The organism is Chamaesiphon sp. OTE_8_metabat_110 (genome assembly GCF_031382685.1).
Classification (GTDB): Bacteria; Cyanobacteriota; Cyanobacteriia; order Cyanobacteriales; family Chamaesiphonaceae; genus Chamaesiphon.
The window spans coordinates 1-15228 of the sequence record NZ_JANMZA010000119.1; the positions used below are offsets into that span (position 1 = coordinate 1).

Below are 15228 nucleotides of genomic sequence, written 5' to 3' on the forward strand. Positions count from 1 at the left end.
ATGGCGATCGCCCATTCACCAGGTTTGATCTTATCCGAATCGCCAATTTGGATGCTAGGTAGATTGCGATCGGCAATTTGCACGATCGCGACATCGGTGACTCGATCGATCCCTATGACTTTACCATCGATCGTCCGACCATCTTTGAGAGTGACGGTGACTTTGGTTGCGCCAGAGACGACGTGAGCATTGGTCATAATCTGACCGTTATTATTAATAATAAATCCCGACCCGGTGCCCTGCCTGATTTCCCGTTCTCCAGATCCACCCGATTGGGGCGCGCGATTGCCAAAGAATCGCCGGAACAGGGGATCTTCTTCACCATCTGCCATGGCAGGTCTTGCCGCGACAGTTGTAGAAGCATTAATTCTCACTACGGCGGGGCCAACTTTATCCACCACATTGGTGATGAAGTTAGTATTGACAGTGGCTAAGATGCTGCTACTATTTGCTACTTTGGGCGTAGCTACAGCCGGAGATTCCAGCGTCGTGGGTACCTGTTCTTTGGCAGCCAGATAGCCAAACGAACAACTCGCGATCGTGCTTAACAATAGCAGTGAAACATACTTGCTACCTCGGCGCAATGTTTTTAACGCTGCGGGGGAGTTTGGTGATGCAATCGGCTTGTCGGTTGTCTCTGTAGTTGGGGCGCGGTCTTCGATCGGTAGTTTTTTCTGGGGGTCTGACATACAACTCACTCTCTATACAATTCTTGTAGCAATCTCAGCTAGCTGGCATCAGTTCTTTGCTTTTAGCCGATATCGCCCGACACTCGACTATCCCTATTTTAGGGGTGAGTTTGAACTTCATGACAGTAGAGTGGCGAACTTTGTTGCCGATGCAGTGAGATCTTAACGATATTGTAAGATTTGTGGCATGGAGAGGAAAGGGTAAAAGGTAATGGGTAAAAGGTAATGGGTAAAAGGTAATGGGTAAGAGGTAAATAATTGATTGTAGTAAAGACGCAAGCGCCTAAACTTCTACCTCTTATCTCTTGGAAAATGTCTGAAAAGTATAATTGCTGCGTTTTAAGATCTAAATCCCCCAACCCTCAGAAAAATGAGCTTTAGCGGCTCGCATAATCCGGGAGGTTCCCTCTCGGATTATGCGAGACAAGACAGGGGGGATTTAGATCTTCGACACACACCGAAAAGCCTTTTCAGACACCCTCTTACCTTTTACCTCTTACCTTTTACCTCTTACCTTTTACCTAAAAAATCCCCGCTGTCTCATATAGCCGTCGGAGTACAGCGGCAATTTTGATCGTATACTGGGCATCTGCCGACCAGCGACCGTTTAATTGTCGCATCGTCGGGGCGATGCCGCGTCTGACGAGTTCAAATCTAGGTGCGACGCATTCTTGGACGAGGAGATCGTGGCTGGCGTAAGCTTTGAGTTGTTGGATGTGCGCGCGGATGCCTAGACGGAGATTGGGGAATTTCGCCCATTCGGTCTGTCGATCGCCTAAACTGGCAAAATTGTTAAATTCTGGTAAGATGGCACCGCCAAAGGTCAGGAAGCGGGTTTCTAGACACATTTGCGCGAAGGCAAGATCGTGGTTGACGCCTTCGGCTTTGGCTTCTTCGAGATAGATTCCGGGGAGATTGGGAAATTGTTCTAAGGCTTCGGGAGTATTGGCGAGGAGAAACTCATTGAGTTGAACGGGATTGGTGTGCCCCACACACATAATTCGATCGAATTCATCAGCATTGAAGGGGTGCTGGGAGCGAATATTGTAGATTTTACCAATTTCGGCAACGATCGAGATATTAAGATCGCGCAATTCGATCGCCTTTAGATAGACGATCCCCCGATAGCGGATGCGTCTAATCTGCGGATTGAGGGCGAGATTGACGCCCAATCTATCGGCAAGATCGATCGGGATATAGACATTCCCATCGATCGAGATCCCCCACTCGGGATATGGTTCGTTATTGACTTTGAGATGGACTGGTACCGTGTGGTTATTGCTAGTTGCCTGCATCTGGACATCGCGGCTCCAGGTGACTAATCCATCGGCAATCCCGAGGGCGATTTCGCGCCGATAAGCTTGAATCTTGACGCGATCTTCACTATCGAATTTGAAGCCGATTTCCATCAGTAATGATGGAATTGTCAGTCGCCGACAAAACGCTAAACTCCCCGTTCCCGTAATCGTGTCGGGCTTAGCTCCCCGACTGTGCAGGTCGGGGACGCGACTGGAAAATGCGAGTAACAACATCTGGGCGTGATTTTTGCGTTCGCCGTTTTTGGCAATATAAAAAGTACTCACTCCCCTAGTTTGAGAATGAGCGTAAGCATCAGCATGAATGCCCAAGGCAATATCACCAGGTTTGGCACGCTTGTCGATCCAGTCGATACTCAGTGCGGGTCGATCGAAATCAGGTACTGCGACTACTTCAAAACTCCGATTTCGCAATTCTGGAACGATTAAATCTCGCAAAAAGACCATTTCTTTGGCTTCGTTTGGCGCAGTACCGATCGTCTCTGGATCGTTAGCCGTTCCTTGGTCGCCGCCATAAATTGCACAGATAAAAATCCTTCCCATGAAAATTGCGCTCCTTGCTAGTTAATAATAGAGTATGTCAGCGGTAAAACGGGTCTTAATATGTCGAAATCTTGGTAAATACTAGGGGGCTATTAACTATAGTTTAGCGATCGCTTCATCAGATCGAGTTTGTAAGTCCCTATTAGCTTCTTCCGCCCGTATGCTCGTGACATTGTTCGGATCTTTACTGGTTTCAATCGTAACTTATCGACCGATCTACCGACTTGGGACATTTGGCTGTTTCGATGCTGATTCAGCTTTCCGGCTGAGTTACTTCTGCGGCACTCGACTCATTGGGCTATTTGTCGCGGTGGATCTGGTACAACCTAGCAATTTTCGCTCCCATCCCCCATCTGTCTCGAACAGGCGCTCTACTTGTCTGGGCGGGAAACCCCTGTTCCCGCACTTTTCGATCCCATCTTTTCCGGAAATAGTACGAGAATTTACGCTCCTCACTACTGGTTTACGATCGATGCCAAAGTCTAGCCAGCAATATGGGTAAGCTAGTTACATAATGCCACTGGCTACCCTAAAGTAGTTGATAGTCGATCGCTCCAAGTTGAGAGTTAATACATCGAGCAAATTAGCTCCCAGCGAGCAGCTAGCTGTCACGTCATCATACTACTACCACTTGGTAACTAATGTATATTTATTTACACGGGTTTGCGTCTGGCCCAGGATCGACAAAAGCGATCTACATTCGGGAACAGTTTGCTAAGTTGGGCATCAAGTTAGAGGTTCCCGATCTCAACCAGGGAGACTTCGCCCATCTGACAGTCTCGCGACAGATCGCTCAAGTTGTGGATTTATTTCCCGATGATGGCGAGCCAGTCACGCTCATTGGCTCTAGTCTCGGGGGCTGGGTGTCTACAATTATCGCTCAAGACTATCCACAAGTCGAACGGTTATTCTTACTGGCACCTGCTTTTGATTTTTTGAATCATTGGCTACCGAAAATTGGCGATCGCCAGTTAAGTTCGTGGAAAAATACCTACTATCTACCTATCTACCATCATGCTCTCAAAAATTTATCACCCCTACATTACAATTTCGTTGTTGACGCTCATCGATATCCTCTTTCTCAGATCGATCGCGCCCTTCCAACTCTAATTATTCACGGGATTGATGATGACGTAATTCCGATCTCTGCCAGTCGAGATTTTAGCAAGCAGCGGCACTGGGTGGAGCTTATGGAGTATTCGAGCGACCATCAGCTCACCAATGTCACCGATCGGATCTGGCAAAAAGTATGTGACTTTTGTCACTTATAACTAAATCTCATCATCCTTTTAGATTACCTTGAATACTAATGGTGACATTGACGGGTCTAACTAAATTGCCTTAAAATATTAACTAACCTTGAAGTTAGTTAAGTGTTAGTATCTAAAGCCGATCGCACTAAGCAAAGAATTATCGAACAGGCTGCGGTTGTTTTCAATCAAAATGGTTATGCCGGATCGTCGATCTCAGCTATTATGAAGCTGACAGGGTTGGGGAAAAGCGGCATTTATCATCATTTTAAAAGCAAAGATGAAATTGCGATCGCAGCATTCGATTATTCTCTCGGCTCGATCCTCGAAGCAGTAATGGCACAAGTGTCGAGCCAAGCTACAGCGATCGATCGATTACATGCTTTTGCCAACAGTTTTCGGGGCTTTACCACCCAACCAATCGTCACAGGTGGCTGTCCGATTTTGAACACGGCAATCGAGAGTGACGATACTCACCCCCTGTTACGCGCTCACGTCCAAGATGCCGTTAATAGTATTCGGGCGCTGATTGCCAGCATTATCGAGCTAGGCATCCGTCAGGGCGAAATCGTCGAGACAATCGATCGCGAGCAAGTAGCGACGATTTTATTCGTGACGATCGAAGGGGCAATTATGATGAGCAAATTATACAGTGATGATATTTATCTCGATCGAGCGATCGAGCATTTACATCAATATATTAATAGCCTAGCCATCTAAATTAATTGAGAATTGAGAATTAAGAATTGAGAATGCAAACACGCAGAGGTTCCCTGGCGCATATGTTGCACCAATCAAATCAAACCCCTGCGTCTCGTTAAAGTTTTCCCCAAAGCCCAAAGCCCAATACCTAATACCTACTGTATCGGAGAACCGTCTGCGGCTTCGAGGACAAACCCCAGATCGGCAATGGTGTCCCAATCTTGAGTCGCCGACTGTCCGGGAGTCGTCAGATAATCGCCGACAAAAATCGAATTAGCTACATACAATCCTAACGGCTGGAGCGATCGCAGATGCACTTCCCGACCGCCAGCAATCCGAATTTCTTGGGAAGGTAAAATCAATCTAAATAAACATAACATCCGCAAACATTGCTGTGGAGTTAGTTGTTTGATGTCTGCAAACTTAGTCCCCGGAATCGGAATCAGAAAATTAATCGGTACGCTAGTGACGCCTAATTCCCGCAGTGACAGGGCTAAATCGATGACATCATCATCGGACTCACCCATCCCCAAAATCCCCCCCGAACAGGTCGTAATCCCCGCAGCCTGGACATTTTTGACAGTCTCGACTCGATCGGTATAGGTGTGAGTCGTGGCAATATGTTCGTGATTGGTTTGTGAGGTATTGAGGTTATGATTGACTCGATCGACACCAGCATCCGCCAGTCGTTGAGTTTGTTCGGCAGTTAATAAGCCCAAACAAGCGCAAACTTTAAGATCGTAATTAGCTTTAACTTCTCGCACGGCATCTAATACTTTACCAAACGTCGCCTCATTGGGCGTGCGTCCGGAAATCACCATGCAGAAAGTCCCCGCTTGGAGTTCGACGGCGCGTTTGGCGGCGTCGAGAATTTTGGACTGCGCCATCAGGGGATATTTTTCGATTTCGGCGGTGGAAATCTTGGACTGCGAGCAGTAATGACAATCTTCAGGGCACAAGCCACTCTGAGCGTTGAGCAGATAATGCAGCCTGACGCGATTGCTCCAGTAGTGACGGCGCACTCGATAAGCAGCGGCAATTTGGTCGAGCAACACCTCATCTCTAGCCTGGAGTACGCTCAGGGCTTCCTCCCTAGTCAAGATCTCCCCAGCAAGCGATCGATCGGCAAGGGTATTCCAAGTGGGTGCTGTCAATAACATGAAACTTAAGCGTCTAAAGTGTCGAGCGACCATCTATTATCGCACCAAATGAACTGGGTGCGATCGCGATCGATACTTCCCGCTCGCCAGAGTTACCCTGCGAACACAAGTAGGTTGGGTAAAGAGCAATCGCTACACTTGTTAGGACATACCCCCGACTCCTCTTCAGAAGTCGGGGGTATTGCAGAAACCCAACACACTCAAAGATTACCTCTCGGCGCGGCTGTGCCTATGGCAGGCTACGCCAACGCCAACGATTGTGTGGATGTTGGGTTGAGAGAAGCGAAACCCAATCTACAGATAGATTGTAGTAACTTAACTAGATTTACTTTGTCTGACGTAATAGCTCGACCGTTTTTTGGTAATCATTCATCTGTCCCTGCTGGCGGAATAATTTCGCGCCAGTAGTGAGATCGGCAACCGCACCCTTTTTGTCACCCAGTGCTAATTTCACCGCCCCCCGATTGCTGTAAGTTTCCGCATCTTGGGGATTGAGAACGATTGCTCGATCGAAATCGCTAATTGCCCCTCGATTATCGCCTAGCTCAAATTTCGCCACACCTCGATTGTAGTAGGTCAAGGCATCTTGAGGATTAAGTAAGATCGCCTGAGTATAATCGGCAATTGCCCCCTGTTTGTCGCCCAGTCCGAGTTTCGCTGCTGCGCGATTGGTGTAGGCTTCGGCATACTTAGGATAGATCTCAATTGCTCGATCGAATTCTAAAATTGCCCCTTGTGCATCGCCAGTATGCAGCTTCAGCGTACCGCGATCGTTAGAATCGATCGCTGGAGCTGGTGTGCGAAGTGGTAGGCTCGAAGAGGATTGAGCAATCGGCATCGAGACCATTAATAAAATCGGGGTGAGAAGCAAAAGGGCGAATTTCATGGGGTATCTGACAATTTTTTGGAGTTGAACTATTGTGGATGCGATCGCATTCTTGGTACGGATAGCAGCTAAACAGGGAGCCAATTTGGTTAAAACTAAAAACTATCGATCGTGTTTTCCGGCAAAAACCGAGTCGATGAGCAGGAACTAACATGCTGCTAACCATCGCATTTTTTTAAGGCGATCGCATCTATCGATCGAATGGGAGTAGGTCGGCGATCGAATCCTAAAAGCACTATATAAGTAGAAATTGAGGAAATTGTGAGTGCAGAATATGGGAGTAACGATAGTTACCCCCACATTGGTCGATCGGTTAGAACTAATATAGCCTGACTATATCCCTAAATCTGCTGCAATCCGGTGAGCGCAAGCAAACCCCGAGAAAGCCACTGCATTTAATCCTTGTCCGGGAAAGGTACTATCCCCGACACAATACAAATCCGGTACCGCCGTGCGATTGAATGGCATATTTAATAGTCCCGGCAACTTCCGGCGCGGCACTGGCCCATAGCTGCCATCAGCACGTCCTAGAAAGCGGCGGTGCGTACGCGGTGTACCCACCTCCATGAAATCTAATCCCGCATTTAAGCCAGGGAAAATCCGCTCTAGTCGATCGAGCAATACCCCCGCGCGCGCCTCTTTTTTAGCGGCATAGTCACTCGGCGATAAACCTTCCCAATCGCTCATCCAACTGGGAGTAAACGCATGGATAATGTGATATCCCGCAGGTGCCAAGCTCGGATCGAGCAAAGTCGGAATCGACACAAAAATCGTCCCTTCCGGCTCCTCCATCTGAGTCCAATCTTCGAGCAAGACATGATGACACTCGGTACCCGCAGGCAGTACACTCGCCTCGACACCCAAGTGCAGACTCAAAAAAGCTGGCGACTTCTGATAACGTGATTGCCATTTGCGCTCCTTCTTGGGCATTTCATCTGCGGGTAAGAGCTGCTCGAAAGTATCCCAACGCGTGGCATTAGACACAATCTTCTTGGCTCGAAAAGTCTTGCCATTTGCCACTTCTACCCCGACAGCTTTACCCTGCTCGGTGATAATTTTTGTCACCCGGCACTTGTAGTAAATTTTGCCCCCAGCTTTTTCTAAGCCAGTTACTAACTTTTGGGCGATTTGACCGACACCACCTTTAGGATAATTAATACCGCCATAATGTCGATCGGAAAAGACCATTCCAGCATTAATCATGGGCGTCATTTCCGCAGGTACCACCGACCAGATATAACACTCGATATCGATAAATTTCAAGACGTTTGGATCTTGAATATATTTGCGGGCAATATCGCCCACATTTAAAGGTAAATACTTAACCAAACCCAGACAAGCAGCCGGATGTTGAAAGAATACCCGCATCAGATATCGCAACTCCTCAAGCGATAACAAATCCATCGCATTCAGGCAATTAAATACCTGCCAACACTCATCATAAAACTGCCTAATTCCCTGGGCTTCATGTGGGAACCTGGCAATTACTTCTTGTAAAAACTGCTCGTAATCTTGATGGACTTTAATATCCAAATCGTCAGGTAAATGATATTGCACCTGCACCGGGTCGGGGATCGTTTCGATACTCTCGCCCACCGCCGCCAGCGCCCGCGTCAATAAATTGGTAGTTCCCTGCTTGCCAAAGCCAAAGATCATCGAAGCACCGACATCAAAACGATAGCCCTCGCGATCGAAATAGCCCGAACTGCCGCCAGGAATCAGATACCGCTCCAATACCAATACTTTTGCACCCTTCGCCGCCAACTGAGTTGCCGTCACCAATCCCCCAATTCCCGAACCGATAATAATCGCATCAAAAATGGTTCTATCGTCCAGCGAAGCAACAGTTTCGGTACTAGCACTCACAGTCATAAATGAATCTTAAAAAAATCTAAAAAGTCATACGCTTTCTAATTTTACTGCTTTTTTCCTAGAAGCAGAACCACAAATCCGTAACTGTTAGTAGCCACCACCATTAGAATTTATCGTCTGTCCGGTAATCCAGCGCGCATCATCACTCGCAAGCCACCCAATCAATCTGGCGGCATCCTCTGGCTGACCCCATCTTCCTTGGGGATTGGCACTGCGAATTAACTCGTGCAACTCGGCATCCGCCCACGCTGTATCCGTCGCGCCAGGGTTGACCGTATTGACGGTGATGCCGCGTGAAATCAGATGTGCTGATAAGCTCAGCGTCAGTTGCTGGACGGCACCCTTGGACGCCACATAAGCCAGCTCACCAGGCATCGGCGTCAGATGTTGTCCCGAAGTTAGCAAGATGACTCGACCGGAACTTTGCTGATGTTGAACCGCAAAAGCTTGCACCAATAGCAATGTCGCGCGCACATTTATATGCAAATGCCGATCGATTTCGGCGGCGGTGAGCTGTTCTAAGGCACCCATCGTACTGTAAGTATGGTTTGCAACTAAAATATCGATCTGTCCCAAGCTTTGCACTGCGGCATTCATAATCCGATCGGGTGTCGTCGGCTCGCTAAAATCGCCCTCAGCATGGGCGATTTTGGTGCCAGATGCTTCGAGAGTGGTAATTAGGGAAAAGATGCCATCCGCATCGGCTCCCCACTCCCGCTCGGCATCATAGGGCGTGTAGGAATGAATAAATACATCTGCTCCCAGCATGGCTAGGCGTTGGGCAATGGCAAACCCGATCCCTTTGCGCCGACTGACGCCTGTGACTAGCGCAACCCGCCCTGTTGTATTTAAGCTGTCATTCATTTAACTTACATATCTCCGCACGATAAGTTTATCGCCCCCAGGTAGAAATAAACCACCCGATCGCGATGCCTAAGCCACCAAATCTCACAGCTTGCCAAAAGGGTTCCCACATGTTCAATAGTTGGGATTCTAATGTAAAACTTAGTTCTTCCAAACGCGATCGAATTTGTGAGAGTTCCTGCTTGACTTCCGAGTTCTTGCTGCCTTTGTGTTTCAACTCATTGCGCTGACGCTCTAATACTACCCGTTCCCGCTCGGCTAACTCGATCTCTGCCTGACGCTGTTTGAGAGTGGCGATCGCTTGTTCTAAGTCGGCAATTTCGCGATCGAAGTCGATCGTTTCATCAACAGGGGTAGCATTGTGAGTCATAGTCGGCGATACAATTTGGATAGCGTTACTATTAATATGCCTAAATTCAGGTCATAAATCTCATGTCTTCCACTACAGACGATCTTACCACCCTAGAACTGGCTCAAGCCCTCGCCGAACGGCTGCGAATTGCGGAGACAGATTGGCACAGACTCAAATCAAATCGTCCCGCACGGGCGAAGGAACAGGCAGCAGCGGGGTTAGTATTTTTGCTCAAAGATAATCCCGAGGATGCTTTAGCGCGGTTTTCACAGGCAGTAGGGTGGCTGGATAAGTCGATTTCGGCTCCGCCTTGTCCCTCTCATGGCGATCGAGGTAAGTAACGTGAGTTCGGGATAAGAAATGCCTGGAGACTGGAAGTCTCCGCTTGTGATGCAAAGTCCGCCTACGCGGACTAGTTAATCAGTCCGCGTAGGCGGACTTTGTGACACTAGCCCCGATTTTAATCGAGGGCGGTGCTGGATCAAAGCCAATATCCTTATCCCGAACTGACGTTAAGTAGTCTCGCGAATGTCTCGCTCGGCTGAATGCAGTCGCTCTCGGCTGCGTCTAGACGCCGGGAATACCTGGTACAATAACAGCAATAGTGGACAATTATCGACGAAATAATTCCACTAAACGCGTAGCGCAATTCGTCTACTTTGCTTGCGAAGATAGGAGCTTTTGTGACTGGGCGATCTTAGAAGTTAGGGGCGATCGAGTATTGAGGATGTGAGGAAGGCAATGCCGAATACTACAGTGCGATCGATCGGGATGGTAGTGGCAGATCTGGAGCGATCGATCGATTTCTATACTACCGTCCTCGGATTTACCAAAATTACCGATCGACAAGTAATCGGTCGCGAAAGTGCCGATGTCTCCCCCTGGCAACCAGAGGACTTGCCAGCAGAGATCGAGATCCAACTGCGAGTAGTCGAGTTGCAACTGGGTAGGGAGACGATCGAATTGACGGAATTTCTCAGCGCTAAAGGCAGAACGATTCCGGTAGATACGCGCAGTAACGATCGCTGGTTTCAGCATCTGGCGATCGTCGTCAGCGATATGCACCGCGCCTACCAGCATCTGCGCCAACATTCCATCGTCCAAGTCTCTCCCCACCCTCAAACTTTACCTGCTGCAAATCCTGTAGCTGGCGGCATTCAAGCGTTTTATTTTCGAGATCCCGATGGGCACAATCTCAAATTAATTCACTTTCCCGCCACTAAAGGCGATCCAAAATGGCAGGAAGCTGGCGACGCGCTATTTTTGGGAATCGACCATACAGCGATCGTCGTGAGCGATACGGCGGCGAGTCTGGCTCTTTACCGCGATCTGTTGGGGCTGCAATTGCAGCAAGAGAGCGAAAACTTTGGGGTCGAGCAAGAGCAGCTTGGCGGCATCGCCAATGTTAAATTCCGCATCAGCAGCCTCTCAGCGGCAGAGGGGATCGGGATCGAGCTAGTGGAATACTTATCGCCGACTACCGGACGCCCCATTCCTGCCGATACCCAATTCAACGACCTCTGGTGCTGGCAAACCGCGATCGTCGTCGATGATGCGATGGACACTATTGAGCGACTCAAAACCGCTCGATGCTCCATTGTGTCCGCAGAGGTATCACTCAGTACCGAATCAGACTTAGAATTCGATCGCCAGTTCCTCATTAAAGACCCAGATGGGCATCTGATTCGACTAGCCGATTGGGCGTAAAAAGCAACTGTAAACTACTACTAAAATAGCGTGAAAACCGCTCCGAGTATTCATTACAGGCTAAGATTGCTAGCTTTATAATGAGAGTATAGAGATAGCAAAGGATGACCCCCTAAGTGAAGATTCAACCCTCTGTACTAGTTCACCTCGGATTTGGTAAGTACGTCCGATCGGACAATGTTGTCGCCCTGATACCCCTAGAGCAGGAACGCGGCCCCGGACGCCGGACGATCGTCTATTTGCAAGGTCAAGAGGAGCCGATTGTAGTGTCTCGATCGGAAGATACGATCGTCCGGGACTTGGTACAAGAGCCACATGAAGTAACCCAATCCCGTCAGCAACAAGAGATTTTGCGGGACTTATTGCAAAACCTCGATGGTGTCAACGCCACCGTCCGCAGGATCAGTCGCGATGAAGGCGGTCTCGATCTCGATCGACTCGAAGATCGGATTGCCAAGGTTCTAGAAAATTAGGTTCATTTAGTTTACTGACAGCGAAGGAGGGTGCCCCTCCTTCGCTGTTTTGCTAATGTTCTATGGTAATATCAGCAGCAATTTTCGCCTAGATAACGATCGGAAGTTGTGGTGCCAAGCGGAGCGGTAAGCGATATATACTGGTGAGCTTCGTTTTTCCTAGTGGGGGCAGAACCCGGATCTGGGGGTTGTCTTGACGCGCTATACCTGGAGGGAACCTCCAGAGCGCGCGTCGCTCCGACCCCCAGCCCCCCCGTTGAAAGCGGCTCGCGCTCCTCGGGTTCCCCGAGGGTTTAGCGAGACAAGACAGGCGGAACGCCGCCTCTCAAACTCTCCTGCGTATGGTTCGATCTGTGTGAAGCGTGGAGCGGCACTCATTCCATTCTGGATTTTAGTTGGAAGTTATTCGGTTGAAATTTTGCTGACACAAGATTTGTATGTTGGGTTGAAGAATGAAACTCGGGCACACCCAACTAGTGGCTAGCGTGAAAGTATTGCCAGCAGGTACGCGCGATTTCCCACTCTTCCTGGGTATGAATCGTCAGCACTCGGACTGGTGAGGCGCTGGTTGCCAGATCGCGATCGTCATTAGAGGACATCCCAGCAGACGTAGCGACCCGATCGAGTGCCGGGTCGATCTCTACTCCCAGAAAGGCTAATTTGGTGACTACCGCCGCCCGAATCTCGCAATTGTTCTCCCCCACGCCGCCTGTGAAAATCAGGGCATCTAAGCCGCCCAGAGCAGGGATGAGGGATGCAATTTTGGCAGCGAGTCGATCGATATACATCTCTAGGGCTAGTCGCGATCGGACATTACCCTCGGCGATCGATTTCTCGATTTCCCGCACGTCATTAGATACCCCCGAGACACCCAATAGTCCCGACTCAAAATTTAAGATTCGATCGAGTTCGGTAACTGTGTATTCCCCTTCTCGCAAGAGATGGAGCAGGATACCCGGATCGATCGAGCCACACCGCGTCCCCATCATCAAACCATCTAAGGGGGTAAAGCCCATCGTCGTATCGATACACCGTCCCGATCTCATCGCGGCTAGCGAACAACCATTACCCAAATGACAGCTAATCGATCGCAATTTAGCAGCATCTCGCTCTAATATTTTTGCAGCTCTTTGGGTGCAATATTGATGACTGATGCCATGGAATCCATATTTTCTAATCCCCCGTTCCAGCCATTGATAAGGCACGGGATAAGCATACGCCACTTCGGGGAGATTTGCATAAAAAGCCGTATCGAATACGGCGATTTGCGTGAGCTGATGTGCTGCCGATCCAGACTCATTACTACTTTGTTCGATCGCGGTAATTCCGATTAAATTAGCTGGATTATGTAGCGGCGCATAGATAGACAATCGATCGATTTCGGCTTTAACATCATCATCAATTAGTGTCGGCTGCTGATATTTGCTGCCACCATGAACTACCCGATGTCCGATGATATGGATGTCATGAATATTCTGGACAATCTGGGTTTTACCGCTCCAGACCCAACTTAATAACTCCTGGATATCTTCAGCCCGACTCATACCCGATCGCTCGTCACTGACTGACTCTTGGCTGGTTTGCGCCTTTAATACGGCGTTGCCATTAGTATCCCAGTTAACTTTTCCCGTCCATAAAGGGGCGATCGGCTCTGAGGGGATATAGTCATCACTCAATCGATAAAAACTAGATTTAAAACTACTCGATCCGGCGTTTAATACTAAAATATCGATTTCATGATTTGACATCTATTTCCCAACAATAAAAGTTAACTGAGTTAGCTGCTCACTATTCACTATCCCCTATCCCCTATCCACAAAAGCACGAACACAGCATATTTCACTCTACCTTTCGACCGAGTGTAATCTCCTTCTAACGACAGTGGTCGATAGTGGCGATGGTTAGTAGCGTGAAGAGGTTAAATTAGGAGATTGATGTGGTCACAAGTATCTCAAATCTACATCCCAATCTGACTCAAACTGTTACTTTATCAACACCTCTGAACCCGTCAGAGTTACATCAACTGCACGGATTTTGGCGAGCTTGTAATTATCTGGCTGCGGGGATGATTTATCTTCAGGACAATCCGCTCCTCCGCGAACCTTTGCGCGCCGAACACATCAAAAATCGCTTGCTGGGTCACTGGGGCACTAGCCCCGGATTGAGCTTCATTTATACCCACGTCAACCGCATTATCAATAAATTCGATCTCAACGCTATTTATATTACAGGCCCCGGACATGGCGCTCCAGGCGTATTAGCTCCGGTCTATCTCGAAGGCAGCTACACGCAGATCTATAGCGATAAAACCGAAGATCTCGACGGGATGCTGGCTTTTTTCTGCCAGTTCTCTTTTCCGGGCGGGATCGGCAGCCACTGTACGCCGGAAACCCCCGGCTCGATCAATGAAGGGGGGGAACTCGGTTATAGTCTGGCTCATGCTTATGGGTCGGTCTTTGACAACCCAGACTTGATTAGCATCGCGGTTATCGGCGACGGCGAGGCGGAAACTGGACCGTTAGCGACCGCTTGGCATTCCAATAAATTTCTCGATCCGCGTCGGGATGGGGTGGTGTTGCCGATTTTGCACCTGAATGGTTATAAGATTAATAACCCGACTGTCTTAGCCCGCATCAGTCATGAAGAATTGGAGCAGTTGTTACAAGGTTATGGTTATACTCCTTACTTTGTCGAAGGGGACGATCCAGATATTATGCACCAGTTGATGGCAGCAACACTCGAGCGCTGTATTGAAGCCATTCACCAGATCCAATCCCGAGCGCGTCATGAGGGCGATATCGAGCGTCCGCTATATCCGGCGATCGTCTTACGCTCTCCCAAAGGCTGGACTTGTCCCGCCGAACTCGATGGGCATAAACTAGAGGGTTCCTGGCGATCGCATCAAGTGCCGCTCAAGGAAGTCAAACAGCGCCCCGAACAGCTAGAAATGTTGTCTGACTGGCTCCACAGCTATCGTCCCGAAGAATTATTTGACGAGCGGGGGACATTGAAACCAGAGTTTCGGGCGGTTGCGCCCCAGGGCGAGCGGCGGATGGGAAGCAATCCTCATGCTAATGGCGGTCTGCTGCGGAAAGTGTTGCGGTTGCCCGATTTTCGGAATTATGGGGTGGATATTGCTACTCCCGGACAGACCTTAGTTTCTAATACTCAGCCGCTGGGCGTATTTATGCGGGATATCATCCGCGCCAATCCTACCAATTTTCGGTTATTTGGGCCGGATGAAACGGCTTCCAATCAACTGCAAATGGTCTATGAAGCCACTAAAAAGGTGTGGTGGGGTCAGTACCTGCCGGAAGACGCTGACGGAGCTGAATTAGCTCTCGATGGGCGGGTGATGGAAATTCTCAGCGAGCATACCTTAGAGGGCTGGCTGGAGGGCTATCTGTTGACGGG

General features: G+C 49.0%; 13 protein-coding genes and 1 pseudogene. 6 read left to right on the forward strand and 8 right to left on the reverse strand.

From position 1 onward, the window contains the following. A partial coding sequence (locus RMO52_RS04205; protein ID WP_310411154.1) for a trypsin-like peptidase domain-containing protein occupies window positions 1-689 on the reverse strand: 689 nt, incomplete at its 3' end. A 521-nt stretch (window positions 690-1210) separates the two neighbouring features. Continuing rightward, window positions 1211-2548, reverse strand: coding sequence for an N-acetylmuramoyl-L-alanine amidase (locus RMO52_RS04210; protein ID WP_310411157.1), 1338 nt, complete (start codon window positions 2546-2548; stop codon window positions 1211-1213). 641 nt (window positions 2549-3189) lie between these two features. Between RMO52_RS04210 and RMO52_RS04215 the strand changes: the two genes are divergently transcribed. Next, window positions 3190-3819, forward strand: a complete 630-nt coding sequence (locus tag RMO52_RS04215; protein ID WP_310411162.1) for a YqiA/YcfP family alpha/beta fold hydrolase — start codon at window positions 3190-3192, stop codon at window positions 3817-3819. A 102-nt stretch (window positions 3820-3921) separates the two neighbouring features. Next, on the forward strand, window positions 3922-4518 hold the full coding sequence (locus RMO52_RS04220) for a TetR/AcrR family transcriptional regulator (RefSeq protein ID WP_309739648.1): 597 nt from the start codon (window positions 3922-3924) through the stop codon (window positions 4516-4518). Window positions 4519-4655: 137 nt separating this feature from the next. On the opposite strand, the gene bioB is transcribed toward RMO52_RS04220, so the two are convergent. From bioB to RMO52_RS04245, 5 genes are all read right to left on the reverse strand, one after another. Continuing rightward, on the reverse strand, window positions 4656-5693 hold the full coding sequence (gene bioB / locus RMO52_RS04225) for a biotin synthase BioB (protein WP_310411166.1): 1038 nt from the start codon (window positions 5691-5693) through the stop codon (window positions 4656-4658). Between the two features lie 292 nt (window positions 5694-5985). After that, a complete protein-coding gene (locus RMO52_RS04230; RefSeq protein ID WP_310411169.1) occupies window positions 5986-6546 on the reverse strand; it encodes a tetratricopeptide repeat protein in 561 nt (186 codons plus the stop codon). A gap of 333 nt (window positions 6547-6879) precedes the next feature. Beyond that, the gene (gene crtH, locus RMO52_RS04235; RefSeq protein WP_310411172.1) at window positions 6880-8418 is read right to left on the reverse strand and encodes a carotenoid isomerase; all 1539 of its coding nucleotides are present in this window, start codon (window positions 8416-8418) and stop codon (window positions 6880-6882) included. An 87-nt stretch (window positions 8419-8505) separates the two neighbouring features. Next, window positions 8506-9282: an SDR family oxidoreductase gene (locus tag RMO52_RS04240; RefSeq protein ID WP_310411175.1), complete on the reverse strand. Its 777-nt coding sequence runs from the start codon at window positions 9280-9282 to the stop codon at window positions 8506-8508. Window positions 9283-9310: 28 nt separating this feature from the next. After that, window positions 9311-9652 carry a DUF2203 domain-containing protein gene (locus RMO52_RS04245; RefSeq protein WP_310411178.1) on the reverse strand — a complete coding sequence of 114 codons (342 nt, stop codon included), beginning with the start codon at window positions 9650-9652 and terminating at the stop codon, window positions 9311-9313. 62 nt (window positions 9653-9714) lie between these two features. Between RMO52_RS04245 and RMO52_RS04250 the strand changes: the two genes are divergently transcribed. The 3 genes from RMO52_RS04250 to RMO52_RS04260 all read left to right on the forward strand — a co-directional run bounded on the left by RMO52_RS04250 (window position 9715) and on the right by RMO52_RS04260 (window position 11814). Further along, window positions 9715-9975: a DUF6439 family protein gene (locus RMO52_RS04250; protein WP_309743613.1), complete on the forward strand. Its 261-nt coding sequence runs from the start codon at window positions 9715-9717 to the stop codon at window positions 9973-9975. A 400-nt stretch (window positions 9976-10375) separates the two neighbouring features. Then, window positions 10376-11341: a VOC family protein gene (locus RMO52_RS04255; protein ID WP_309743611.1), complete on the forward strand. Its 966-nt coding sequence runs from the start codon at window positions 10376-10378 to the stop codon at window positions 11339-11341. Window positions 11342-11457: 116 nt separating this feature from the next. After that, window positions 11458-11814 carry a hypothetical protein gene (locus RMO52_RS04260; protein WP_309743609.1) on the forward strand — a complete coding sequence of 119 codons (357 nt, stop codon included), beginning with the start codon at window positions 11458-11460 and terminating at the stop codon, window positions 11812-11814. Between the two features lie 473 nt (window positions 11815-12287). On the opposite strand, the gene RMO52_RS04265 is transcribed toward RMO52_RS04260, so the two are convergent. After that, a complete protein-coding gene (locus tag RMO52_RS04265) occupies window positions 12288-13547 on the reverse strand; it encodes an acetate/propionate family kinase (protein ID WP_396134880.1) in 1260 nt (419 codons plus the stop codon). 203 nt (window positions 13548-13750) lie between these two features. On the opposite strand from RMO52_RS04265, the pseudogene RMO52_RS04270 reads away from it, so the two are divergent. Beyond that, a pseudogene (locus tag RMO52_RS04270) lies at window positions 13751-15228 on the forward strand (phosphoketolase family protein); the annotation flags it as partial.

Excerpts from the sequence above, each read along its gene's own strand:
- RMO52_RS04210 (WP_310411157.1), bottom strand. The coding sequence starts at position 2,548 with ATGGGAAGGATTTTTATCTGTGCAATTTATGGCGGCGACCAAGGAACG.
- RMO52_RS04240 (WP_310411175.1), bottom strand. The coding sequence starts at position 9,282 with ATGAATGACAGCTTAAATACAACAGGGCGGGTTGCGCTAGTCACAGGC.
- RMO52_RS04250 (WP_309743613.1), top strand. The coding sequence starts at position 9,715 with ATGTCTTCCACTACAGACGATCTTACCACCCTAGAACTGGCTCAAGCC.
- crtH (WP_310411172.1), bottom strand. The coding sequence starts at position 8,418 with ATGACTGTGAGTGCTAGTACCGAAACTGTTGCTTCGCTGGACGATAGA.
- RMO52_RS04215 (WP_310411162.1), top strand. The coding sequence starts at position 3,190 with ATGTATATTTATTTACACGGGTTTGCGTCTGGCCCAGGATCGACAAAA.
- RMO52_RS04230 (WP_310411169.1), bottom strand. The coding sequence starts at position 6,546 with ATGAAATTCGCCCTTTTGCTTCTCACCCCGATTTTATTAATGGTCTCG.
- bioB (WP_310411166.1), bottom strand. The coding sequence starts at position 5,693 with ATGGTCGCTCGACACTTTAGACGCTTAAGTTTCATGTTATTGACAGCA.
- RMO52_RS04255 (WP_309743611.1), top strand. The coding sequence starts at position 10,376 with ATGCCGAATACTACAGTGCGATCGATCGGGATGGTAGTGGCAGATCTG.
- RMO52_RS04245 (WP_310411178.1), bottom strand. The coding sequence starts at position 9,652 with ATGACTCACAATGCTACCCCTGTTGATGAAACGATCGACTTCGATCGC.